Genomic DNA, 22,879 nt, shown 5'->3' with positions numbered 1-22,879 from the left:
AGCGATTCCGTCGATGTATATGATGCCGCGTTCCATTCCCGCTTCCTGTGCAGGAGCACGATGAAGCGCACGATGAAGATGGATGGGGATGTCGGGTGCGCGCCGCGGGGCGCGTCGAAAGGGTTCGCTGGAGAGGCATGACGGCATACGCATACCGGGCTTCGACCCGAGACGGCCGGGTGGTCGAAGGCAGCATGGAAGCGAGCGGCGAGGCCGCCGTGGTCTCGATGCTGCGCGCCCAGGGCCACCTGCCACTGTCGGTATCCGAGGGCTCGGCCTCCAAGGCCCGCCGCGCACTGTCGCTCAATTTCGAGCTGCCGTGGCGCCGCGCGCAGAAAGTGCGCGGCCGCGACCTGATGCTGTTCACACGCGAGCTGTCGACACTGCTGCACGCCGGCCTGCCGCTCGACCGCAGCCTCGGTAGCCTTTCGTCGCTGACCGAGAACGCGACGCTCAAGCGCATGGTCAGCGAGATTCTCGGGCGCGTGCAGGAAGGCCGTTCGCTCTCGCAGGCGCTCGGCGAGTTCCCCGACGTCTTTCCTCCGCTTTACGTCAACATGGTTCGGGCCGGCGAAGTCGGCGGCGTCGTCGAGACCGTCCTCGAGCGGCTCGCCGAGTACCTCGAGAGCAGCGAGAAGACGCGCGAAGAGATCAAGTCGGCGATGGTCTATCCGATCATCCTCGCCACCACGGCGAGCGGCGCGATCATCATCATGCTGACATTCGTGCTCCCGAAGTTTGCCGACATCTTCGCGGATCTCGGCACGGCGATGCCGGCGCCGACGCGCTTCGTGATGGGGATCAGCGACTTCGTGATCGGCTACTGGTGGGTGATTGCGCTCGTCATCGGGGGCATCTGGTACGGAGTGCGCCGCTGGCTTGCGACTCCGGCGGGACGCGAGCGGTTCGATCGTTTCAAGCTCGCGGCGCCGGTCGTCGGCGATCTGGTGCGCAAGCTTCAGGTTGCGCGCTTCGCGCGCACACTCGGCACGATGCTCAAAAGCGGCGTTCCGCTGATCCAGGCCCTCGAGATCGTGCGCGCCGTCGTCGCCAACGTCATCATCACGCGCGCGCTCGCGGTCGTCCAGCGCGAGGTCAGCGAAGGCAAAGGCCTTTCCGGCCCGCTCGAGAAAGCAAAAATATTCCCGCCGCTCGCGCTGCAGATGGTCGGCGTCGGCGAAGAAACCGGGCGCCTCGACGACATGCTGATCGTCGTCAGCGACCACTACGACAGCGAAGTCAGCCATGCGATCGCGCGCACGATGGCGCTGATCAGCCCGCTCGTGCTGGTCGTCATGGGCGCCGTCACAGGGTTCATCGTCTGGGCGATGGTCTCGGCGGTATTCAGCGTCAACGAGGCCATCAAGTGAACGCCGTCCGCGCACGCACGCCGGCATTCGGAAACGCCGGAAAGGGACAGCCGCCGGCCGGCACAGGAGAACACATGACCAATCGAAACACCGACCACCAGCAACACGACGACAGACACGACCACGACAGGCGGCGCCGGCAGTCGGGCTTCACGATGATCGAGCTGCTCGTCGTGATGGTGATCCTCGGGCTGCTCGCGGCCCTCGTTGCGCCGAACTTCTTCCGGCAGGGCGCCAAGGCCCGCGTCAAGACCGCCAAGCTGCAGATCGCGAACATCGCCACGGCGCTCGATGCGATGGCGCTCGATACCGGTCGCTATCCGTCCGAGCAGGAAGGGCTCAACGCGCTGCTGACCGCGCCATCCGGAATGGAAATGTGGGACGGGCCGTACCTGAAGAAGATGCCGAAGGACCCCTGGAACCACGAATACCAGTATCGCGGCCCGCAGGGCGGTCACGACTACGAAATTCTCAGCATGGGCGCCGACGGCAGGCCGGGTGGTGACGGTGACGGCGCTGACATCAGCAACCTCGACTGATTCCGCGAAGCATGCAGCCGCCGGCGGCGCTTTTCGACCGCTGGCGGCAGCTTCGCCGGCGCGACGGCGCGGGTCCGGCTCGCGCGGATTCACGCTGCTCGAGATCATCATCGTCGTCGTCATCATCGGCATCATTGCGATGATGGCGATGCCGGCCATGCAGGCCGGCTCGCGTCAGGCCGCGGTGCGAAGGTCCGTGCGTGCGTTCATTTCGGCGGCGCGGCAGGCTTCCGCGCGTGCGGTCAGCACGCGAAAACCGACCGCGCTGATCGTGTGGCCCGACGACGGCGCGTTCGGCGTCGAAGGCATCGAGACACGCGTCGAGCTGCCCGACTTCGCCGAGTTCGGCGAGATCAAGGGCGGCAGCGAAGGAGAAGGCGACGACGAGATCCGCTTCAATTTTTATCCCACCGGTTCGTCGGTAGGCGGAAGCGTCGAGATCGAGTTCACGCCCGCCGATCGCCGGCAGTCCTACACTCTCGTTCTGGATCCGCTCATCGGACGCGTTCGCATCGAGGACAATTCGTGAGACTGCAGAAAGGCTTCACGCTGCTCGAAGTCATGATCGCCGCATCGATCATGGCCATCGGCATCGTCGCAGCGCTCGAGCTTTTCGGCGGCAGCATGAACCTGGCCGGCGAGGCCGATCACCAAAGCAAGGCCACCGTGCTCGCCAACGCGCTGATCGACGAGGAGCTGTGGCGCGACGTGCTCGAGGCCAACGAGCGCACCGGCAGCGAAGGCCAGTTCAACTGGAAAGTGGTCACGCAACCGATCGAGCGCGAGCTCGTCGGCGAGAAGGAGGACCAGAGCGACCTGCACAAGGCGACCGGCGAGCTCGGCCTGTGGCTGATCCAGGCCGAAGTGCGCTGGCAGGCGCCGCTCGGTGAGAAGACGATCCTGCTCGAAACGGCGCGCATCGGAGAGGTATCGAGCGATGCCGACTTCTGAGCAGGCCTGCGCGAGCGCGCGGCCGCCGGGTATCGGCGCAGGCCGCGGTCAGCGCGGCTTTACGCTGCTCGAGCTGATCATCGCGATGGCGGTGTTCGCGCTCGTCAGTCTCGGCATCTACGGGGTGCTCGTGCTCGGCGCGCGTTCGGCAGGCTCCGGCGAGCGCATCACCGAGCAGGCCCGGCGCTACCGCATGGCGAACGAAGTGCTCTCGCGGCAGATCGCCTCCGCGGCGCCGCTGTGCCTGCCGAAGCAGAAAGATGACGACGAGCTCGGCTTCGAGGACAATCCCGGCGGTCACAACAACACGCCGACGACGACCGACGAGGACGACGACTCAGGCGGCGACGATGACGGCGAGGACGACGAGGACGGCGCGCGCTCGACGGAGCCGTTCTTCTACGGCGACGTCGAACGCCTCGAGTTCATCACCACCGCACCGCAGCGGCCCGACGCGAGCGGCATGGCGATCGTCAGCTACTGGCTCGAGGACGGCACGCTTCGCATGAGCGAACGGCCGGTGTTTTCGGCCTACCAGAGCACCAAGAAACTCGACAAGGACCTGCCGGACGACACGATCTCGACGATCCTTCTCTACGACGTCGAGTCGCTCACGTTCGCATACCAGCGCGAGAGTGACAGCGAGGAGTGGCTGGATACCTGGGACGCGAGCGACGATGACCAGCTGCCGGCGACCGTGCGCATCGACGTCAAGCCGTCGGCCGTCGGAGGTCCTGACTTCTACCACGAAGTGGCGGTGATGGTCGGCACGTTCAACCAGATCGCGGATGCAGATGGCGAGTTTCGTTGCTCGGGAGGCGGAGGATAGAAGGCGGCGGCGTCCTCCGGCAATCAGGATGTAGTGGAAACGGAACGCCTGCATGCGGCGCTTCCGCATAAAGACGAAGAGAGGAAATCATGACGGGATCGAGCGAGTTTTCGGAAGAGGTAGTGCCTGGCATGGCGATGCCGGCGATTACGGTGGGGCAGTCGCAGCAGTTCTTCGCGTCGCCGGGAGGCGATGAAGACGACGTCGAGGAAGACGATCTCGACGAAGACGACGACGACGACGAGGATGATGACGACGACGAGGACGACGACGATCTCGACGAAGACGACGACGACCTCGACGACCTCGACGAAGACGATCTGGACGAAGACGACGACGACGAGGATGACGACGACGAGGACGACGAGGACGAGGAAGAGGACGACGAAGACGACGTCAAATAGCACCCGCGCGGCCGGACGCCGCCAGCGCGGCGTTGCGCTCATCCTGGTCCTGTGGACGCTGGCCGCTCTCGCGGTGCTTGCGGCGGAGTTCGCTCGCGCGATGCACGACGAGGCGGCCTCGACGCGCAACTTCAAGGAGTCCACGCACGGGCGCCTCGTCGCGCTGGCCGGCATCAACGAGGTGATCCTCGCGCTCAAGGCGAGGCGCGAGGCGCCCGAAGACCAGATCGAGAGCCAGAACGACATCGACAATCCGGACCAGGTGCGGTCGCTTTCGCAGGGCGACGGGCAGTGGGTCAAGGCGACCTTTCGCGGAAATGCGTACGAGGTGCGCGTCCTCGACGAGGCCGGCCGCATTCCGCTGAACAGCTCGAAGACCGATGCGACCCTGCTGCGCCTCATCTTCGACCATCTGGAGATCGATGAGAGCGAGGCCGAGATCATCGCCGATTCGATCGTCGACTGGCGCGACGAAGACGACCTGCATCAGCCGAACGGCGCCGAGAGCGAGTACTACGAAGGCCTCGAACGGCCATATGCCGCCAAGAACGCCAGCTTCGATACGGTCGAGGAGCTGCTGCTGGTTCGCGGAGTGACGCGCGAGATCTTCTACGGACACGACGGCATTCCGGGTCTTCGCGAGATCTTCTCGGTATTCAACAGGAAGGCGGTCGATCCGCGGACGATGCCGCCGGCAGTCATCCGGGCGCTGACGGGACTCGAGAGCGACGAGGCCAATGAATTCGCCGTCAACCGGCGCGGCTCGGGCGGCGACGCTGCTCTCCAGCAGCTCAAGGACACGCTCGCCGCAGCCGGCGTCACGTCGCGCGCGACCGGTGAGCCGAAACCCGTCGAGATGACGATCGAAGCGCGGGTTTTTGATGCAACCGGTCAAGTGGTGCTCAGTCACATCGGGGCCGAGCTGCACCTGTCCGGCGACGGCGACGGGTTGAAGCTCAACAGGTGGTATGATTCCATCTTCGATGAATCCGATCGTTCAGGTGCCGCAACGGCCGCCGCGGGCACCGAAAATTCACAAGGTTGAGTAACAGGTAGTGGAGACGAGGGGCCTCATACGGCGCATCGCCAAGGCGGACTTCGCCGACGTCCTCGGCGTCGCGATCCGCGGCGACGTGCTCGCGGTCGCCCACGTGCGGAAAAGGGTCAACGTCGTGCGCGTGGTCGAAATCGGCCACCACCGGCTCGAAGGCCCGCCCGAATCGCGAATCTCCGAGGCCGCGGCCTTCCTTCGGGCATTTACCGTGCGCTCGGAGCTCGAGCCGGCGCGGGTCGCGATCACGATCGACCGTTCGGCCACGCTGATGGCCGCGGTCGCGATTCCTGCCACGGCGGCCGGAAATGCCGCCGACGCCGTGCGCTACGATCTCGACCGGCTGATCCCGGTGCCGTCCGATTCGATTTACTGGACGCTGACGACGCGTCCCCTTGGAACCGTGTCCGAGCGCATCGCCGTCACCGTCTTCGCGTCGCCCAAGCCGGCGGTCGACGAAGCCGTCGAGATCGTGCGCGAGGCCGGCCTTCCGATCTCGGCCGTCACCGTCGAGCCCGCCGCGATCGCCGACTATCTCTGTTTCGTCGGCGTGCCCCTGGCAGCGGTCGCGACCAGCAGCGGTTCGCGCGAGTTCCTGACGCTGTGTGCGAACGGCCTCGTCGTCTCCAGCCATCATCTCGATCGCCGGCGCACGTTGCTCGAATCGGCGCTGCGCGAGATGGAAAGCTCGCTGCCCGAACGCACCGGCGAGACGCCGCTGCTGATCCGGGCGCGCGCACTCGAGGAAGGCGAGCACTCGCTGGCCGCCATCGCGCCCGCCGATCTTTTCCCCGTCGATGCGATGATCGGCGAGCCCGAAGTGCTCGCGACCGGAGCGGCGCTCGGCGTCGTCGGCGAGTCGCGCCAGAGCGTCAACCTTCTGCCGCCGTCGATGGTGCAGACCGCTGCCGGATTCGGCATTCGCGAGCTCGCGCTGTCCGGAGCAGTTGCCGTGATGGGGCTGCTTCTGCTCGCGAGCATCACCGCCAAGAACCTCTCGATCAGCGGCGCGCTGGCCAATGAAGTCGACGAGCTCGAGCCGCGCGTGGAACAGGCGCTCAAGCGCGAAGACAAGAACCGCGAGATGCTCGCGATGGTCGAGCGGCTCGAGTCCAAGAGCAGGAGCCGCGTGCTGTCCTACCTCAAGGCCGTCACCGAGCTGATTCCGCCGACCGCCTATCTGACCACGTTCCGCTTCCGTGAAGACAAGATCGAAGTCGACGGCATCGCCGAGAAGGCGAGCGACCTGATCGCCATCCTCGAATCGTCGCCGTATTTCACCGGTGTCGAGTTCACCGCGCCGACGACCAAATACCTGACCAACCAGGAGCGCTTCTCGCTTCGCATGAGGCTCGAGCAGTGACGCCGCTCGAACGCTGGAACGCGCTTTCGGGCCGCGAACGCGCGCTGGTCGGCGGCGCGCTTGCCGTCGCGCTGATCGTCGTGCTCCGCTACGGAAGTCTCGGCGGCGACGAAGAAGTCGAGAGCGGCTCGGTCGAAGCACCGTGGGTGCAGGTCGCGAAGATCGAAAACTACCGCCGCGTGCTCGCGCGCTCCGCGGCCATCGAGCGGCAGACCAGCGAGATCGAGGCGCGGCTTCACGCCCAGCAGGAACGCCTGAGCGGTGGCGCCACGGCCACGCAGGTTGCAGCCGAGCTCCAGGGCACCGTCAGCCAGATGGCGTCCGACGCGGGCCTCAACGTGCTCAGCTCGCAGATCCTCAAGGAAGAGGAGGCCGAAGGCTCCAAGCGCGTCGGCGTGCGCCTTACGCTGAGCGGTGAGCTCGCCGGCGTTGCCAAGCTGCTCGCGTCCGTCGAAGGCGGACAGAAGGACCTCGTCGTCTCGCACCTCGAGATCAACCGCAAGCTCGGCTCGACGAGGCGCCCGAACACGGTCACCGCCAAGACGACCGAGGCCGTGCAGCCGCCGCTGACCGTCAGCGTCGAGATCCGCACGTTCATGAGGCAGGGCGCATGAAGCGCGTGCTCCAGGGGCTCGCGCTGCTCCAGCTGCTGCTCGTGATCGGCATCGGCGCGCGCATGGTTCAGGTCTGGTCGACTCCGCTTCCGGAGTTCGGAGAGATTCCCGAGCTGCCGGCGCCTGCGCCGCTGCCGCCGCCGAAACCCGTAGCGAAGATTTCCGATGCGACCACCGAGGCGGTCGTCGAGCACGATCTTTTCGACGACCAGCGCGGACAGGGAAAGACCGAGGAAGTCGCCGGCGGAGTCGAAATCGAGGCCGCACCGGTGCCGCCTCCGTCCAACGTCCAGCTGATGGGCGTGATGGCGGTCGGACAGGAGCCGGTTGCGATCCTTCTCGACACCAGCGTGAACCCCGAGCAGAAGTCGGTTCGCAAAGGCGACATGTTCGGCGAGTATCAGGTCGGCGATATCGCGTCGTCGGGTCTTACGCTGCTCGGCACCGGCGGACAGCAGTTCCAGATTCCACTCAAGGTCGGCGCCGCATCCGGTGGAGTTCCAGGGGCGGGGCCGCACGTGCCGCCGCCGCCGCCCGGCGGCGCAGCAACCCGTCCGGTACCAGGCGCGAAGCCGGTCACCGCGCGGCCGGTACCGCCCCAGCGTCCGGACCAGCCGCCCGACGCCGGAGAACAGAAGGCCATGAGCGCCAGGGAGCGCGCGCAGGCGATTGCCCAGCGCAATGCAGAGCTGCGCAAGAACAAGGGCGGAGGCGGAGCGGCCGGCAATCCTGACAAGGAAGGCGGCAAGCCCGATCCCGTCCAGGCGCGCCTCGAAGCACTCCGTCAGCTTCGCGAGGCGGCCAAGAGCCGCTAGTATCAGGGGACCCGATGAAGCCAGGCCATTTCATGTCGTCCGCGGTCGTACTTGCGGCAGCGCTCGTTTCGCTCACTGCGAGTCACGCCGGGGCAGCCGACTTCGGCCTGCGCGGGCGCAGCCACGGCAAGGACAGTCCGGCGACGGCGCCTGCAGCACCTGCCCCGGTCGTAACCACGCCCGTCGTCGTTCCCGGTCCCGCCGTGCGCGCGCCTGCCGTCATCCAGGAGACGACCGAGACTGTCACTCACGAGAACAGCGGCGACGACAGCATCGTGCTCAACTTCGAGAACGCCGACATCCGCGAGGTCATCTACAGCCTGGCCGTCGCGATGAACATCAACTACTGGATCGATCCGCGCGTGCAGGGACAGGTCACCGTGCGCACGTCGGGCAAGCTCGAGCGCGCCGATCTTTTTCCGATCTTTCACCAGTTGCTGCGCAACAACGGTTTTGCGGCGGTCAAGACCGGCGATCTCTATTCGATCGTTCCCGCCGAGGATGCCAAGACCAAAGTCATCCTGCCTGGCAGCCCGCTCGCGGCCGAAGGTCACTTCGTCATGAACGTGATCAAGGTACGCCACGTGGGCGCCGACCAGATGGCGCAGACCGTGACGCCGTTCGTATCGCCGGGCGGCGACGTGATCTCGTTCCCGCGCTCGAACCTCGTGATCGTCACCGACATTGCGCGCAACGCCGACCGGCTCGAAGAGCTGATCCGCACGTTCGACACCAACACGTTCGCGGAGATGAACGCGAAGATCTTCAAGGTCGAGCACGCGGTGCTCGAAGACCTCACCGCCGAGCTGCAGTCGATCCTCGAAGCGTACCATGCGGCCGAGACCGGAAGCGCGGCCGTGCTGATTCCGCTCACGCGCCTCGGCGCGATCGCCGTGATCGCACATGATCGCGCCGTAGTGATGGCGGTCGACTACTGGGTTTCGGTGCTCGACGTCGAAGCCGAGGCCGGCGGACGGCGTCAGGTCTACGTATACCGCGTCGAGAACTCGAAGGCCGTCGATCTCGCCGGCGTGCTGAGCGAGGTCTACGGCGCATCGACGAGCGGCGGCGGCGGCGGGCGGCGCGCGCGTTCCGGTGAAGCGGCCGAAGCCGGTCTCGGTCTCGGCGGCGGTCTGGCAAACTCGCGCAACTCCGGCAGCAGCAACCGAAGGAGCTCGAGCTCGCGAAGCAGCGGCGGGCTCGACGACAACGATTCGTCGTCGTCGTCGATGAGCTCGACCGGAGGCTTGAGCTCGTCCGGCGGCGGTAGCTCCGGCGGCGGCCTCAGCAGCTCGGGTCGCGGCACGACGCGTGGAGGAAACCGCGGCGGACGTTCCGGTACAGGCCGTTCGAGCGGCGGCGGAGGCGGCGGCGGCGGCGGCGGTGTCGTGCTCGGCGGCGAAGGCCAGAATGAAATCTTCGAGCAGGAAGTCCGCGTCGTCGAAGACGAGACCACCAACTCCCTCGTCATCCTCTCGACGCCGCGCGATTATGAAACGCTGCGCACCGTCCTGCGCAGCCTCGACGTCGTTCCTCGCCAGGTGCTGTTCGAGGCGCTGATTGCAGAAATCTCGCTGACCGAAGGCGATGCGCTGAGCATCATGCAGTCGCTGCAGGGATCGAACGCCGACACCACCGGAAAGACCGGCGACCAGGGCGGCACGTATTTCGACGCGTTCGGCGAAGAGCTTCGCCTGATCGGAGCGATCGGCTCGGGCGGCCTGCTCGGTGCAGTCACGGCGTATCGAAGCGGCATCGAGATCTACAAGGGCGTGATCAATGCCGCTGCCAACCGCGGCAAAGCCAAGATCCTGTCGCGCCCGAACCTGATGACCAGCGACAACCAGGAAGCCCGCCTGCTCGTCGGACAGGAAGTTCCGATCCTGACGACGCAATCGAACAGCACGGTCCAGAACAACTCGACCACGCAGCTCCTGCAGAGTGTCCAGTACCGCGACACCGGCCTCGTGATCCGCGCGCTGCCGCAGGTGAACTCCGAAGGCCTCGTCAACCTCGAGCTGTCGCTCGAGATCAGCGAAGTCGCTCCGGGGCAGAGCGCCGGCGGCATCCAGTCGCCGACGTTCACGACGCGCAAGGCCGAGACCACCGTCGTCGTCAACAGCGGCGAGACGCTGATCATCGGCGGAATCATCGCCGACTCGAACAATTCCGACAAAGAAGGCGTGCCGTACCTGATGGACGTTCCGGTCCTCGGCCGGCTCTTCCGCAGCGATACGAATACGCGCCGGCGCGTCGAGCTGATCGTGCTGATCACGCCGTTCGTCGTTCGTGATCGCGACGAAGCGCGATCGGTCACTGCGGACTTCCGCCGCCGCGTCGACAGCGTCCTCGAAGACGTCGAGCTCATCGAGACGAAAGATCCGTCGTCGCACACGCTGATTCTCGAAGCGCCGAGCGGCTTGACCGGTCCTCCGCCGCTGCCCGCGTCGACGCGGCCACCGGTCGCTCCGCCCAACGGCGGGCCGATCCCATTGGATTTTCGGGAGACCCGCGGTTAAGCGCCGCCGAACGCTGCGCGCGTCCGAAACAGAAGCGCGCGGCGACCTGTCGAAGTGAATTCGTGCGCAGCGTCGCAATCACCAGCATCGAAACCGAGTTGCCGCGCGACGTCGTCGACGATGCGAAGCTGGCGGCCGAAACCGGCATCGAGCCCGCCGTGGTTTCGCGCTGGTCCGGCGGACGCGAGCGCCGCGAAAGTCCCGACGGCGAAGGCCCTTCGGCGCTGGCCGCACGCGCGGCCGCGCGTCTTCTCGCCGCAAGATCGCTCGATCCGGCCGACGTCGACTTCATCGTGTTTGCGACCAATACGCCGGACATGTTCTTCCCCGGATCGGGATGCCTCCTGCAGTCGGCGCTCGGCTGCCGGCCGGTCGGCGGGCTCGATCTGCGCTCGCAGTGCACCGGGTTCCTTGCAGCGCTCGATGCAGCGTGGCGCTTCGTCGCGACCGGCATGTACGGGCGCGTGCTGGTTGCCGCCGCCGATACTCCGTCGCATTTCAACGCGCGCGACGGCCGCACCCCGCATCTGACGTGCGCAATGAGCGACGCGGCGGCGGTTGCTCTTCTCGAAGCCGGATCCGGCGCCGGCGAGATCCTGTCGATCGCGGTGCGAACCGACGGCTCGCGCCACAAGGACTACTGGTGCGAGTATCCGGCCAGTCGCTTCCGCGAAGGAACCACGCTGCCGGAGCGCAATCGCCTTCCGCTTTCCAAGGTCGAAGCAGGCCTTCACTATCCGGTGGCCGACCTCGACCGCCTTCGCGAGGTCGCGCTCGAGCGAATCCCGGAGGTGTTTTCGGCTACGCTCGCCAGAGCGGGGGCGGCATCCGTCGACGCGACGCTCGTCGCGCATCTCGACCGGCGCGTCGAAGCCGAGCTTCCCGCGCGGCTCGGCAAACCCGCGGGGCGCATCCTCGTCTCCGAATCTCTTTACGCAGGAGGATCGACTCTGCCGCTGATGCTCGCACGCGCGAAGGCGGCAGGAGATCTCGAAAGCGGCCAGACGGTTGCAATGGTGACGTCGGGCGCCGGCGTGAGCTGGGGCTGCGGCGTCGTGAGGGTACCGTGACATGACGACGTCCAGCGCAAGCAACGATTCCCTGCCGGCCCGTTCGCATATCCTCGGCGCCGGATTCGAAGTTCCGCGCACGGTGGTCACCAACGACGATCTGTCGAAAATCCTCGACACCGACGACGCGTGGATTCAGCAGCGCAGCGGCATCCGCGAGCGCCACTACGTGGACGACGCCGAAGGCAGCGCTCCGCTGGCCGAAAAAGCCGCACGCACGGCCATCGCGAAGGCCGGCATCGAGGCGGCTGACATCGACCTGATCCTTTGCGGCACGCTCAGCCCGGACGTCGATTTCCCCGGCAACTCCGCCTTCCTTCAGGAGCGGCTCGGCCTCGCCGGACGTCCCGCGTTCGACGTGCGCAACCAGTGTTCGGGCTTTCTGTACATGCTCGCGATTGCCGACCAGTACATCCGCACCGGCGGCGCACGCTACGTGCTCGTCGTCGGCAGCGAAGTGCATTCGAGCGGTCTCGAGTTTGCCGACCGCAGCCGTCACGTCACCGTGCTGTTCGGTGACGGTGCAGGCGCCGTCGTCGTCGGCCCGTCGCCGTCGCCCGATCGCGGGCTGCTCACGATCAATCTGCACAGCGAGGGGGCGTACGCCGAAAAGCTCTGCCTGCTCGGACCGGGCTCGCTGCACAAGCCGCGCCTGGCGGCAGACTGGACGCCCGCCGACATCTACGGCTGGCCGCAGATGGACGGCCGTTTCGTGTTCCGCCACGCGGTCACGCGCATGACCGAATGCATCGAGGAAGCGCTCGCCGCTGCCGGCAGGACGAAAGAAGACATCGCGATGATTCTTCCGCATCAGGCCAACCTGCGCATCAACCAGCTCGTCGCGATGGGTCTCGGCTTCGACGACGACCGCATGGCCAACAACATCGACCGTTACGGAAACACGACCGCGGCGACGATTCCGATTCTTCTTACCGAGACGTGGGACGCGGGCCGTCTGCACGAGGGCGACCTGGTGTGCCTTGCAGCGTTCGGCGCGGGCTTCACCTGGGGCGCCGCGCTTTATTCCTGGTAGCGGCGGTGGCCGTAGATTTGCGAACGACCGTCGGCGATCTCGAGCTTGCGACGCCCGTGATCGCGGCATCGGGAACGTTCGGTTACGGCGTCGAGTACGATGGGCTCGTCGACTGGCCGCTGTTCGGCGGCATCTCCGTCAAGGGCCTGTCGGCGGATCCATCCAAAGGCCATGCCGCTCCGCGCATGGTGGAAACTCCCGGCGGCATGCTCAATGCGATCGGCCTTCAGAACATCGGAGCCGAGGCGTTCCTTCGTGACAAGCTGCCGCGCCTTCGCACGTTCGGTCCGCGCGTCATCGTCAACTGCTGGGGCAACACCACGGCCGACTTCGAGCGCGTCGTCGACGCGCTCGGCTCGGCCGACGGCATCGATGCGCTCGAGCTCAATCTGTCGTGTCCGCACAAGCACGAGTGGGGCGGGGTGCTGGCGGCCGATCCTGCAACGACGCGCACGGTGATCGCGGCGGTGCGAAAGCGCACGCGCCGAAGACTGTGGGTCAAGCTTTCGCCGAACGTGACCGACATCGTCGAGATCGCAAAAGTCGTCGAAGGCGAGGGCGCCGATGCGGTCACGCTCATCAACACGCTGCGCGGCCTCGCGATCGACGTCGACAGCCGCCGGCCGTCGCTGGCCAACGGGAGCGGCGGACTCTCGGGGCCCGCCATCAAGCCGGTCGCGCTGTACATGGTCTGGCAGACTGCGCGCGCGATCGGGATCCCCGTGATCGGCGCCGGCGGCATCGTCTGCGGCCGTGATGCGGCAGAATTCCTGATGGCCGGCGCGCGCGCCGTCGAGATCGGGACCGTGTCGCTCTACGAGCCGAATGCCGGTGCCCGCATCGCGCGCGAGCTTGCCGACGTCGTTGCCGGGCTCGGCGAGCCGTCGGTCGCTGCCATCATCGGCTCGCTTCAGGCCTGATTCGCTCGCTTTGCTGGTGATTCGGCGGGCTGGTGTTCCGCTTGTTTCGCTGCTGGTCGGGCGCCGCGCCGAGCTTCGGCAGAGCTTACGCTCGCCCCGGTCATACATAAGAGAGTTTGACCCAGCAAAGGAGCGCCGCTAAACTTCGCGAGCTTTTTTCTGTGCTCGAGCGAGGAGGCGTACAGTTGGAATACAAGGTCGGAGACAAGGTCGTCTATCCCGCTCATGGGGTCGGAATCATTGAGGAAGTCGAGACGCGCACCATCTCGGGGAACAACGCGATGTTCTATTCCCTGCGCATCATCGACTCCGACATGAAGATCATGATCCCGACCAGCAAGTGCAAGTCGGTGGGTCTTCGCCGGGTGATCGGCAAGGACATGGTCACCAAGGTCTACAAAGTCCTTCGGGAAAAGCGTGTAACCGTCGACCAGGCCACATGGAACCGGCGCTACCGCGAGTACACCGAGAAGATCAAGACCGGCTCCGTCCTCGAGATCGCCGAGGTCCTTCGTGACCTGTTCATGCTCAAGGGCGACAAGGAGCTGTCGTTCGGCGAGCGCAAAATGCTCGACACCGCCCGCAATCTCCTCGTCAAGGAACTCGCCATCGCGAAGTCCAACACCGAGGAGAACATCATGGAAGAGCTCAAGACCATCTTCGGTCACTGAAGCTCGAACCGCTCGATCACGTTTCAAGCCGGGAGCCCGTCAGGACTCCCGGCTTTTTATTGGCCGTTGCCGTCGTGCGGAGTCGAGAAACGACGGCACCCACTCATGCCGGACACAAAGGTCCGCAGCGAGCGGACGACTGTTGACAAAGAAGCGGCATGAGCCGATCACGAACGAGCTTCAGGCCAACCTCGGAGGGACCCATGAACGCATCCCGATTCGCATTCGCCGCCGCCATCGTCTCCGTTGCTGCTTCGTGGTCGTTTGCCGAGATGCCCGGCGTCGTCACGCCGACTCCCGGCCAGGCCGCGAACGCGGCAGCAGCCTCGGCCAGGGATTCCGCAACCGGTGCTGCAAACGCCCAGGTCCAGAGTGCGAAAGATGCGGCGGCAGCGAAGGCGAGCACGGCCACGCTCGGTGCAGCGGCACCGGGCACGCCCGCCGGTGTTCCGCCTGCGGTCGGCACGGCAACAGGCGCGGCCACGCTCGGCGCGGTGCCGCCGACGGTCGGCTCGGTGAAAGAGTCGGCGACCGGCGCAGCAAACGCACAGGTGCAGGGCGCAAAGGATGCGGCAGCCGCAAAAGCTGCGGGCGCAGCCGCCGGTGCAGCGCCGGGAGCCGCAGAGAAAGCCGCAGCGGCGCAGGCCAAGGCCGACCAGGCCAAAGCTGCGGCCGACAGCGCCAAGGCCGCCGGCGACTCGATGAAAGCGCTCGGGCACTGAGGGTGAGCGAGGCCTGCGCGCTTACGGAAGCTCGTCGCCTGCTATAGTCCCGCGGCGTGAAAGTCGCGCTCATCGTTCCTGCGGCCGGAAGCGGCGAGCGACTCGGTCGCGGCGCTCCGAAGGCGCTCGTCGAAGTCGGCGGCGTGCCGCTCGTGCGGCTCACGCTCGAGCGGCTTGCGAGCTCGGCCACGTTCGTCGAAACCATTGTGCTCGCTCCCGCTCCGGCTCTCGAAGCTCTCGAGCGTGCGATCGCCGATCTGCCGCCTTCGCTCGGGTCGGTCCGCGTGCTGCCCGGCGGCGCTTCACGACAGCTGTCGGTGGCTGCCGGCTGCAGGGCGCTGGCGGCCGGCGCCGAGATCGTCTGCATTCACGACGCCGCCCGTCCGCTGGTTTCGCGCCGCACCGTCGTCGATGTGCTCGACGCGGCGTTCCGGTCCGGGGCCGCAACGGCGGCGTGTCGCCCGTCCGACAGCGTGCGCGAAGACCTGCCCGGCGGATCGTCGGTTGCGCGCGACCGGTCGCGGTTGTGGCTCGTCGAGACTCCGCAGGCGTTCCGCCGCGGGCTGCTTCAGAAGGCGCACGAAGCAGCGGCCGGGCAGAACGAATCGTACACCGACGACGCTTCGCTCGTCGAAGCCGGCGGACAGCCGATTCACATCGTCGAATCGATCGGACGCAACCTGAAGATCACGACGGCCGCGGACCTGATTCTCGCGGCGGAACTGCTGAATCGATCGTCGTCTTCGTGAGCGCGTCGTTCAGGCTGCCGGAACGAAGCGGACGATCCGACAGCACGACGTCCGCGAATCCTGCCGCCAGCACCGCCGCACGCACGCGATCACGCGTCGACGGATCGCCGAGTCGCGCGACTTCCGGCGCGGAGACTTCCACGCGCGCCGTGCTGCCGAGGTAGCGAACGCGCAGCTCGAGGAATCCGAGCGCACGCAGCGCGGCTTCGGCCGCCGCAACCTGCGCGAGTCCTTCCCGGGTGATGGCCGTGCCGTACGGAAAACGCGACGACAGGCACGGCGATGCAGGCTGGTCCGCGGTCGGAAGACCGTAGTGCCGTGAAAGCTCGCGCACCAGAGCTTTCGACAGGCCCGCTTCGACGAGCGGATGGCGCACGCCGTGCTCGACGGCGGCGGCGAGCCCCGGCCGATAATCCTTGAGGTCGTCGGTATTGACGCCGTCGGCAATCCACAAAAACCCTTCGTCCGCCGCGATGCGCGCGCACACCGGATAAAGGGTCTGCTTGCACAGGTAGCATCGGTTCGGCGGATTTTCCGCGTAGCCCGGCGTCGCGAGCTCGTCGACGTCGACGACGATGTGGCGTACGCCGATGTCCGCCGCCAGCCGCGTCGCATCGGCGACTTCTTCGTCGGTGTTGGTCGACGAGCTCGTCGTCAGCGCGACGAACTGAAAGCCGTGCACGTCGGCGGCGGCGCGCACGAGCAGCGTCGAATCGACGCCTCCCGAATACGCGATCACCGCCGAGCCCATCTCGGCGAGGATCTCGTGCAGGCGCATTCGTGACGCCGCAACTTCGCCCGCGATCATCGTTCGTCTTCGCCTCGGTGCATTGTGCTCATAGGCCGCCGCGCTCGAACAGCTTCGTCGTCAGGTAACGTTCACCGCTGTCGCACAGCATGCAGAGCACGATCGCGTCGGCGGGCAGCGTGGCGGCGACACGCACGGCGGCAATCGCCGCCGCACCCGACGAAATGCCGACCAGGATTCCTTCCTCGGATGCGAGGCGCCGCGTCATCGCTTCGGCGTCGTCGTCGTCGACGGCAATGATCTCGTCGATCAGCCGGCGGTCGAGGTTCGCCGGGACGAAGCCGGCACCGATGCCCTGGATGCGATGAAGGCCGGGCGTTCCGCCCGAGAGCACGGCCGACGCCGACGGCTCGACAGCGACGATTCGCGCGTGCGGTCGCTGCGCCTTGAGCACGCTGCCGACGCCGGTGATCGTTCCGCCCGTTCCGACTCCGGCAACGAACGCGTCGATGCGCGGACATTGCTCGAGGATTTCGCGCGCCGTGGTGCGCCGGTGCGCTTCGGGATTGGCGGGATTCGAGAACTGCGCCGGCATGAAAAACCCCGGGTTTCGTTCGGCGATGCGGTGGGCTTCGTCGATCGCCGCCGTCATGCCGTTTTCGTCGGGCATCAGCACGAGCTCGGCGCCGTACGCACCGAGCAGGCTGCGCCGCTCCTCGCTCATCGTGTCGGGCATCGTAAGGATCAGCCGATAGCCGCGCGCCGCTGCGACCATCGCCAGCCCGATCCCGGTGTTGCCGCTGGTCGGCTCGACGATCGTTCCTCCGGGAAGGAGCCGGCCGTCCTGCTCGGCGGATTCGATCATCGCAAGGCAGATGCGGTCCTTGACGCTTCCGCCCGGATTGAACGATTCGAGCTTTCCGAAGATCTGCGCGGACGAAGGATCCGAGATGCATGCGAGCTCGACGACCGGACTGTTTCCGATGAGCTCGAGTGTTCCGGCGGCAACCTGACTGGGGAGAGGCATGAAAAGGCCGCTCGGTCCGAGGTGCGGCGCTGGATGATAGGAATGGCGTCCCAGGCTGTCAAAACTCTCACATCGACCTCGTCCGGGGCTTTCCGCCCGGTCGACGGCCTCTGCAGCACCGCGGATGAAGCCCCGAACTTCTTCTGCTAGCTTCCGGCGATGATGCCGAGGAGGTTCGCAGGCCGTGTCACCGCAAAACAGTCCGAATAGCCCGGAAGGCGGTGCGCCGCCGATCACGTTCTCGAGCTTCGTGATCGGGCTGGCGACCCAGGCGCTCATGTTTCTCGGCGCCGCGCCGAGTCCGGCCGGCTCGAACATCGAAAAGAACCCGGCCGAAGCCCAGGTCATCATCGGTGTCATCGAGATGCTGGCCGCCAAAACAAGCGGCAACCTGAGCGAAGACGAAAGCAAGCTCGTCGAGGAAGTGCTCTTCGAGCTCCGCATGCGCTACGTCAACGAAACCCGCAGCACGGCCGCGCAGAGCGGAAAGACACAAGAGGACAGCAAATCATGAAACCGACGAGATCGTTGTTGCTTACCGGCCTCGTCGTGGGAACGCTGGTTGGTGTCGGAGTCACGATGACGGCGCGGCGCGAGAACGTGCGCGTGGTCGAAACCGAAAGAACGGACGAACGCGCGCAGCTCGGGGCACCCACCGAAAAAACGGAAAGGCCCGGCAGGCCCGAGAAGACGGACAAGTCCGACAAGCTGGAGAAGCCCGCTGAAACTCGCGAAGAGCCGGCCAAGCCTTCACCGGAAGACGGCCAGCCGCCGCCGCTGATTCCGCCGTCGCAGACCGCATCGCGGCCGCCGTCGCTTCCCGTATCGCTTCCCGAAGGATCCAAGGGCGCCATCACCGGGCTTCCGGATTTTTCGTCGATCGCGCAGGCGCTCGCGCCGTCGGTCGTCAACATTTCGACCGAATCGGAGAGCAAGGAGCCCGAGAGCAAGGGCGGCCGCTCGCAGGATCCGTTCGACGGGTTCATGGGGCCGCGTCGCAGTCTCGGTTCCGGATTCGTCTTTGACCAGGAAGGCTACATCATCACCAACGCCCACGTGATCGAGGACGCGACCAAGATCGTCGTGCGGCTGCATGACGAGCGCGAGATCGAAGCCAAGGTCATCGGCAGCGATCTCAAGACCGACATCGCCGTCATCAAGATCGAAGGCGCCGAGAGCCTGGTTCCGGTTTCGCTCGGAGATTCGGACTCGCTGCGCGTCGGCGAGTGGGTGCTGGCGATCGGCAACCCGTTCGGGCTCGACCACACGCTGACGGCCGGCATCGTCTCGGCCAAGGGCCGCCGCATCAGCCGCAGGAACCCGTACGACGACTTCATCCAGACCGATGCGGCCATCAATCCGGGCAACTCCGGTGGTCCGCTGGTCAACCTGGCCGGCCAGGTGATCGGCATCAACTCGGCGATCTTCTCGAGCGGCGGAGGCAACATCGGCATCGGCTTTGCGATCCCGATCAACATGGCGCGCGAGATCGTTCCGCAGCTCAAGCAGGAAGGCCATGTGACGCGCGGCTGGCTCGGCGTCAAGATCCAGCCGGTCGACGCCGACATCGCGAAATCGCTCGGCCTTGCCGAAGCCAAAGGCGCGCTCGTTGCCGAAGTGTTCCCCGACAGCCCGGCTTCCAAGGCCGGCGTGCAGCTCGGCGACGTGATCGTCAACTTCGACGGCAACGACGTCGTCAAGTCGCAGGATCTTCCGGCGCTGGTCGCGAGCACACCGGTCGGCAAGTCGGCCAAGCTCGTCGTGCTGCGCGGCGGCGACAAGCTGACGATCGAAGTCGAAGTCGCCAAGCTCGCCGACGATGCGGAGACGGCGAAACCGGTCAAGGCCAACGCGCTCGGGCTTTCCGTGCAGGACGTGACTCCCGAGATGGCGCAGGAGCTCGGGCTCGAAAAGGGCACGACCGGTGTCGTCGTGATGTCGGTGAGCAAGGGTTCGCCGGCGGCGGCGGCCGGTCTCGAGTCGGGCGACATGATCGTGTCGGTCGGCAACGAGCCGGTGACAAGCGCCGAAGCGTTCCGCAAGACGCTCGAGAAGGTCTCGCCGGATCGCGGAGTGCTCGTGCTCGTCAAGCGCGGCGACCAGACGCTGTTCCGCGTGCTCAAGCCGTCGGCGAAAGACAGCAAGCCCGACGAACAGGAAGAAGAAGAGGAAGGGCCGGGCCGGGTTCCGCACTTTCCGGGGGATGAGAGGTGAAGAGAGCCGTCGTCGTTCGTTTTGCAGTTGCACTCGCCGTTCTGACCGTCCGCCCGCTCGCATCTTCGGCCGCGCCCGTCGACGTCGCACCGCGTGCTCCGATCACGGCGCAGGTCTACGGCGCTTCGTACTCGGTGTTTCCGAGCCTTCGCGTCGATACCGACGCGTTTCGGCGGCGGCTCGAACGCCTCGGTTATGCGAGCGCCGGCGGCACGCCGTCGCGCCGGGGCTCGTACAGCTTTTCGCGCAGCAACCATTCGCTCGCGATCTATCTGAACGCGTTCGACTATCCCGATCGCCGCGAAGCCGGCCGCCTCATCGAAATGTCGCTCGATGCCGAAGGGCGGGTCATGTCGATCCGCTCCGACGGCCGCGAGATGGCGGCGTTCGATCTCGAACCGGCGATGATCGGCGGGCGCGGCATGACCGCGCCGCACTTCGTCGACTTCGTCTCGCGCGAGCTTTCGCGCCGGTTCCCGGCGCGCGTCGCCCAAGGCGGCATCGACCGCATCTTCACGACGCTCGATCCGGAAATGCAGGAAACCGCCGAAGCCGTCGTCGCCGACAACGTCGTCGAGATGGAGCACGACATCGGCGAAGCGCTCGCCAAAGCCGGCGAGCCGCTGCAGGCCGCCCTGATCGTGATGGATCCGCGCACCGGCGAGATCCGCGCGATGGTCGGAGGCCGCGACGAGAACGGGCAGTTCAACCGCGCGATCGACATGCGCCGCCAGCCGGGATCGACGTTCAAGCCGATCGTTGCGCTTGCCGCTCTCGGCAGCGAGCGGGTCGGCGCACAGCACTTCCGCACCACGTCGACCGTCATGGACGAGCGCATGCAGTGGGAGTGGCAGGGCCAGGTATGGTCGCCGCGCAACTACGAAGGCGAGTTCTACGGCCTCGTCACCGTGCGCGAAGCCGTCGAGCATTCGCTCAACTCTGCAGTTGCGCGCATCGCCAAGGACGTCGGCGTAAAACCGATCCGCGATCTCGCGGTGCGTCTCGGCATGACGCCGGACCTCGGCGTGTATCCGAGCATCGTCCTCGGCGGCCAGCCGGTGCAGGTTCTCGACATGGCCAAGGTCTTCAGCGTGTTCGCCAACGGCGGCATGCGCGTCACGCCGCATTCGATCACGAGCATCGTCGAGTCCAGCGGCCGTGTAGAGGAAGGGAGCGGTCTCGAGATCAGGCGCATCGTCCCCGCGACCGACGCCTATCTGGTGACGCACATCCTCGAAGGCGTCATGGAGCGCGGCACCGGAGCCACCGCGCGCCGCAAGGGTTTCAAGCATCCGGCCGGCGGCAAGACCGGCACGTCGAATGATTACAAGGACGCGTGGTTCGTCGGCTTCACGCCGGTGCTCGAAGCTGCGGTCTGGGTCGGCTTCGACAACAACTCGAGCATGGGTCTTCCCGGCTCCGAGGCGGCGCTTCCGATCTGGACCGATTTCATGCGGCAGGCGCTCGCCGATTCGCCGCACGACAGCTTTCCGATTCCGCCCGGCATCGCGATCGTCGACGTCGACAAGAAAGACGGGCTGATCGCCAGGCCGGAATGCCCGAAGCAGATCCGCGAGGCGTTCATCGAAGGTGAGGAGCCGCATTCGATCTGCAACGAGCACGGTGGCACCTGGCATTAGCAGCGCTGCCGTCCTGCTGTCGGCATCGTTCGCCGTCGCGGTGATCTCGGCGATGTCTGCGGGATGCGCGGTCGGACCGGAGGCGCGTCCGGACCGCGCGCCTCCATACGAAGACTCGCATCGAATCGCAGAGCCGTCCCGCCGTGAGTCGTCCCGAGTAGAGCCGTCCCACGCGAGACAGGCGCGCCCCGCGGCGCTCGACTTCCGGCAGACCGGCGCCGCTCTCGACGACGAAATCGATCGCCGCGCGAGCGATCTTGCGAGCGGACCCATCGGCAACCGTGCAGCCGAGCTTGCAAGCCTGCGGCTGGTCGCGAGCGCGCGCGATCTTCTCGACTCGGGCTCGCCCGACGGCGCCCGCGAAGCTCTCGAGCGCGCGGTTTCGCTTTACGGTCGCAACGGCTACGCGTACCTGTGGCTTGCGTACGTCGAACATCTGCAGCGCCGTCCGCACTGGGAGAATCGCGCTGCGACGTTGCTCGCCGATGCGCGCCGCGATCTTCCTTCGGCAAGGAAAGTGCGCGCCGAGCTCGAGGAGCTCGAGCACGCCATCGGCGCACGATGACGGCGGCTGCGCGCACGCAAGCCTGCGCAGGCATTTCCCGATGAAGATTCTCGCTATCGAAACTTCGTGCGACGACACATCGGTTGCGGTCCTCGACGGCCGCACCGTGCTATCGAACGTGACCGCCTCGCAGGACGCGGTGCACGCGCCGTACGGCGGCGTCGTGCCGGAGCTCGCGGCGCGCCGCCACCTCGAGACGATCGAAGAGGTCATGCAGCTGGCGCTCGCAAGGTCGGGCACCGCGCTCGCCGACATCGAGTTGCTCGCTGTCACGCGCGGCCCGGGGCTCGTCGGCTCGCTGCTGGTCGGAGTCTCTGCGGCGCGCGGCCTCGCGCTTCGCACCGGCCTGCCGCTCGTCGGCATCAATCATCTCGAAGGCCACGCGCTGTCGCCGCTCGTCAACGCCGAGATCGCGTTTCCGTTCCTGTCGATGGTCGTCTCCGGCGGCCACAGCTCGCTCTACATCGTGCGCGAGATCGGCGAGTACGAGGAAGTCGCCGCGACGCGCGACGATTCGGCGGGCGAGGCGTTCGACAAGGGCGCCAAGATGCTCGGGCTCGGCTATCCGGGCGGCAAGGTCATCGACGACCTCGCGAAGAAGGGTAACCCGCGTGCCGTCGCGTTCCCTCGCGGACGAGTGAAAGGCGATCCGCTCGCGTTGTCGTTCTCCGGGATGAAGACCGCACTGTCGGACTACCTGAGCACGACGGTGGAGTGCGCCAGCACCGAGGACGTCTGCGCGTCGTTTCAGGAAGCGATCGTCGACGTGCTCGTCATGCGCGTCCAGGTTGCGATCGAAAAGACCGGCATCGATCGCGTCGCCGTTGCCGGCGGCGTCTCGGCCAACAGCCGGCTTCGCCAGCGCATGCAGGAAGCCGCGCCGGGTGCGGTCTTCCCGCCGATGAGCCTGTGCACGGACAACGCCGCGATGATCGGCCACGCCGCGGCGAGGCGTCTCGAACGCGGCCTCGTCTCCAGCGACCTCGAAGTGCGCTCGCGGCTTCCGCTCGGCCGCCGCGTGAGTCTGACCGACCCGTCGCCCGTGCTGCGCGCGGCCGGCTGACG

Annotated in this window: 24 protein-coding genes; 22 read left to right on the top strand and 2 right to left on the bottom strand. The window is 66.5% G+C overall.

Annotated features, from left to right (window positions below):
- Positions 1–137 precede the first annotated feature (137 nt).
- From VN634_17990 to ispD, 17 genes are all read left to right on the top strand, one after another.
- Positions 138–1,370, top strand: coding sequence for a type II secretion system F family protein (locus VN634_17990; GenBank protein HXC52781.1), 1,233 nt, complete (start codon positions 138–140; stop codon positions 1,368–1,370).
- Positions 1,371–1,444: 74 nt separating this feature from the next.
- Positions 1,445–1,909 carry a type II secretion system major pseudopilin GspG gene (gene gspG, locus VN634_17985; GenBank protein ID HXC52780.1) on the top strand — a complete coding sequence of 155 codons (465 nt, stop codon included), beginning with the start codon at positions 1,445–1,447 and terminating at the stop codon, positions 1,907–1,909.
- The gene (locus tag VN634_17980) at positions 1,878–2,438 is read left to right on the top strand and encodes a prepilin-type N-terminal cleavage/methylation domain-containing protein (protein ID HXC52779.1); all 561 of its coding nucleotides are present in this window, start codon (positions 1,878–1,880) and stop codon (positions 2,436–2,438) included. Before gspG ends, VN634_17980 begins: the two co-directional genes overlap by 32 nt.
- The gene (locus VN634_17975) at positions 2,435–2,860 is read left to right on the top strand and encodes a type II secretion system protein (GenBank protein HXC52778.1); all 426 of its coding nucleotides are present in this window, start codon (positions 2,435–2,437) and stop codon (positions 2,858–2,860) included. The genes VN634_17980 and VN634_17975 overlap by 4 nt, the downstream gene beginning before the upstream one ends.
- On the top strand, positions 2,847–3,689 hold the full coding sequence (locus tag VN634_17970) for a type II secretion system protein GspJ (protein ID HXC52777.1): 843 nt from the start codon (positions 2,847–2,849) through the stop codon (positions 3,687–3,689). Before VN634_17975 ends, VN634_17970 begins: the two co-directional genes overlap by 14 nt.
- An 89-nt stretch (positions 3,690–3,778) precedes the next feature.
- Positions 3,779–4,093 carry a hypothetical protein gene (locus VN634_17965; GenBank protein ID HXC52776.1) on the top strand — a complete coding sequence of 105 codons (315 nt, stop codon included), beginning with the start codon at positions 3,779–3,781 and terminating at the stop codon, positions 4,091–4,093.
- Positions 4,035–5,138 (top strand): hypothetical protein, encoded by a 1,104-nt coding sequence (locus VN634_17960; GenBank protein ID HXC52775.1) that lies wholly within the window; start codon positions 4,035–4,037, stop codon positions 5,136–5,138. The genes VN634_17965 and VN634_17960 overlap by 59 nt, the downstream gene beginning before the upstream one ends.
- Positions 5,139–5,148: 10 nt before the next feature.
- On the top strand, positions 5,149–6,507 hold the full coding sequence (locus tag VN634_17955) for a PilN domain-containing protein (GenBank protein HXC52774.1): 1,359 nt from the start codon (positions 5,149–5,151) through the stop codon (positions 6,505–6,507).
- The gene (gspM, locus tag VN634_17950) at positions 6,504–7,121 is read left to right on the top strand and encodes a type II secretion system protein GspM (GenBank protein HXC52773.1); all 618 of its coding nucleotides are present in this window, start codon (positions 6,504–6,506) and stop codon (positions 7,119–7,121) included. The genes VN634_17955 and gspM overlap by 4 nt, the downstream gene beginning before the upstream one ends.
- A complete protein-coding gene (locus VN634_17945; protein HXC52772.1) occupies positions 7,118–7,936 on the top strand; it encodes a hypothetical protein in 819 nt (272 codons plus the stop codon). Before gspM ends, VN634_17945 begins: the two co-directional genes overlap by 4 nt.
- Before the next feature lie 14 nt (positions 7,937–7,950).
- Positions 7,951–10,455 (top strand): type II secretion system secretin GspD, encoded by a 2,505-nt coding sequence (gene gspD, locus VN634_17940; protein HXC52771.1) that lies wholly within the window; start codon positions 7,951–7,953, stop codon positions 10,453–10,455.
- 62 nt (positions 10,456–10,517) lie between these two features.
- Positions 10,518–11,525 (top strand): 3-oxoacyl-ACP synthase III family protein, encoded by a 1,008-nt coding sequence (locus VN634_17935; GenBank protein ID HXC52770.1) that lies wholly within the window; start codon positions 10,518–10,520, stop codon positions 11,523–11,525.
- A 1-nt stretch (position 11,526) separates the two neighbouring features.
- The gene (locus VN634_17930) at positions 11,527–12,558 is read left to right on the top strand and encodes a beta-ketoacyl-ACP synthase III (protein HXC52769.1); all 1,032 of its coding nucleotides are present in this window, start codon (positions 11,527–11,529) and stop codon (positions 12,556–12,558) included.
- A gap of 5 nt (positions 12,559–12,563) precedes the next feature.
- Positions 12,564–13,478 carry a dihydroorotate dehydrogenase gene (locus VN634_17925; GenBank protein ID HXC52768.1) on the top strand — a complete coding sequence of 305 codons (915 nt, stop codon included), beginning with the start codon at positions 12,564–12,566 and terminating at the stop codon, positions 13,476–13,478.
- Positions 13,479–13,663: 185 nt separating this feature from the next.
- Positions 13,664–14,149: a CarD family transcriptional regulator gene (locus tag VN634_17920; GenBank protein HXC52767.1), complete on the top strand. Its 486-nt coding sequence runs from the start codon at positions 13,664–13,666 to the stop codon at positions 14,147–14,149.
- Positions 14,150–14,352: 203 nt separating this feature from the next.
- Entirely contained in the window at positions 14,353–14,871 is a 519-nt protein-coding gene (locus VN634_17915) for a hypothetical protein (protein ID HXC52766.1), read from the top strand.
- A 56-nt stretch (positions 14,872–14,927) separates the two neighbouring features.
- Entirely contained in the window at positions 14,928–15,620 is a 693-nt protein-coding gene (gene ispD, locus VN634_17910) for a 2-C-methyl-D-erythritol 4-phosphate cytidylyltransferase (GenBank protein ID HXC52765.1), read from the top strand.
- Here the strand turns inward: ispD and larE are convergent.
- Together larE and cysK are read right to left on the bottom strand one after the other, a co-directional pair.
- Positions 15,559–16,428: an ATP-dependent sacrificial sulfur transferase LarE gene (larE, locus tag VN634_17905; GenBank protein ID HXC52764.1), complete on the bottom strand. Its 870-nt coding sequence runs from the start codon at positions 16,426–16,428 to the stop codon at positions 15,559–15,561. The genes ispD and larE overlap by 62 nt on opposite strands.
- A 28-nt stretch (positions 16,429–16,456) precedes the next feature.
- On the bottom strand, positions 16,457–17,395 hold the full coding sequence (gene cysK, locus VN634_17900) for a cysteine synthase A (protein HXC52763.1): 939 nt from the start codon (positions 17,393–17,395) through the stop codon (positions 16,457–16,459).
- Positions 17,396–17,579: 184 nt separating this feature from the next.
- Between cysK and VN634_17895 the strand changes: the two genes are divergently transcribed.
- Genes VN634_17895 through tsaD form a run of 5 tightly spaced genes read left to right on the top strand, consistent with a single transcriptional unit; the run spans position 17,580 to position 22,877 of the window.
- Complete coding sequence (locus tag VN634_17895) at positions 17,580–17,909, top strand: DUF1844 domain-containing protein (protein HXC52762.1); 330 nt, start codon at positions 17,580–17,582, stop codon at positions 17,907–17,909.
- Positions 17,906–19,609: a DegQ family serine endoprotease gene (locus VN634_17890; protein ID HXC52761.1), complete on the top strand. Its 1,704-nt coding sequence runs from the start codon at positions 17,906–17,908 to the stop codon at positions 19,607–19,609. The genes VN634_17895 and VN634_17890 overlap by 4 nt, the downstream gene beginning before the upstream one ends.
- Positions 19,606–21,249 (top strand): penicillin-binding transpeptidase domain-containing protein, encoded by a 1,644-nt coding sequence (locus VN634_17885; GenBank protein HXC52760.1) that lies wholly within the window; start codon positions 19,606–19,608, stop codon positions 21,247–21,249. The genes VN634_17890 and VN634_17885 overlap by 4 nt, the downstream gene beginning before the upstream one ends.
- Positions 21,233–21,814 carry a hypothetical protein gene (locus VN634_17880; protein ID HXC52759.1) on the top strand — a complete coding sequence of 194 codons (582 nt, stop codon included), beginning with the start codon at positions 21,233–21,235 and terminating at the stop codon, positions 21,812–21,814. The genes VN634_17885 and VN634_17880 overlap by 17 nt, the downstream gene beginning before the upstream one ends.
- Before the next feature lie 40 nt (positions 21,815–21,854).
- Positions 21,855–22,877: a tRNA (adenosine(37)-N6)-threonylcarbamoyltransferase complex transferase subunit TsaD gene (tsaD, locus tag VN634_17875; protein HXC52758.1), complete on the top strand. Its 1,023-nt coding sequence runs from the start codon at positions 21,855–21,857 to the stop codon at positions 22,875–22,877.
- The last annotated feature ends 2 nt before the right edge of the window (positions 22,878–22,879 follow it).

This window comes from Candidatus Limnocylindrales bacterium, from assembly GCA_035571835.1.
GTDB lineage: Bacteria > Desulfobacterota > Binatia > UBA1149 > CAITLU01 > DATNBU01.
Note: the sequence above shows the minus strand (reverse complement) of the source record. Positions and strands in the feature narration are given on the sequence as shown.

What these genes read in the sequence shown, in the direction of transcription:
- VN634_17990 (HXC52781.1), top strand. Translation starts at nt 138, where the DNA reads ATGACGGCATACGCATACCGGGCTTCGACCCGAGACGGCCGGGTGGTC.
- gspG (HXC52780.1), top strand. Translation starts at nt 1,445, where the DNA reads ATGACCAATCGAAACACCGACCACCAGCAACACGACGACAGACACGAC.
- VN634_17970 (HXC52777.1), top strand. Translation starts at nt 2,847, where the DNA reads ATGCCGACTTCTGAGCAGGCCTGCGCGAGCGCGCGGCCGCCGGGTATC.
- VN634_17965 (HXC52776.1), top strand. Translation starts at nt 3,779, where the DNA reads ATGACGGGATCGAGCGAGTTTTCGGAAGAGGTAGTGCCTGGCATGGCG.
- VN634_17960 (HXC52775.1), top strand. Translation starts at nt 4,035, where the DNA reads ATGACGACGACGAGGACGACGAGGACGAGGAAGAGGACGACGAAGACG.
- VN634_17945 (HXC52772.1), top strand. Translation starts at nt 7,118, where the DNA reads ATGAAGCGCGTGCTCCAGGGGCTCGCGCTGCTCCAGCTGCTGCTCGTG.
- gspD (HXC52771.1), top strand. Translation starts at nt 7,951, where the DNA reads ATGAAGCCAGGCCATTTCATGTCGTCCGCGGTCGTACTTGCGGCAGCG.
- VN634_17930 (HXC52769.1), top strand. Translation starts at nt 11,527, where the DNA reads ATGACGACGTCCAGCGCAAGCAACGATTCCCTGCCGGCCCGTTCGCAT.
- VN634_17915 (HXC52766.1), top strand. Translation starts at nt 14,353, where the DNA reads ATGAACGCATCCCGATTCGCATTCGCCGCCGCCATCGTCTCCGTTGCT.
- larE (HXC52764.1), bottom strand. Translation starts at nt 16,428, where the DNA reads ATGATCGCGGGCGAAGTTGCGGCGTCACGAATGCGCCTGCACGAGATC.
- cysK (HXC52763.1), bottom strand. Translation starts at nt 17,395, where the DNA reads ATGCCTCTCCCCAGTCAGGTTGCCGCCGGAACACTCGAGCTCATCGGA.
- VN634_17890 (HXC52761.1), top strand. Translation starts at nt 17,906, where the DNA reads ATGAAACCGACGAGATCGTTGTTGCTTACCGGCCTCGTCGTGGGAACG.
- tsaD (HXC52758.1), top strand. Translation starts at nt 21,855, where the DNA reads ATGAAGATTCTCGCTATCGAAACTTCGTGCGACGACACATCGGTTGCG.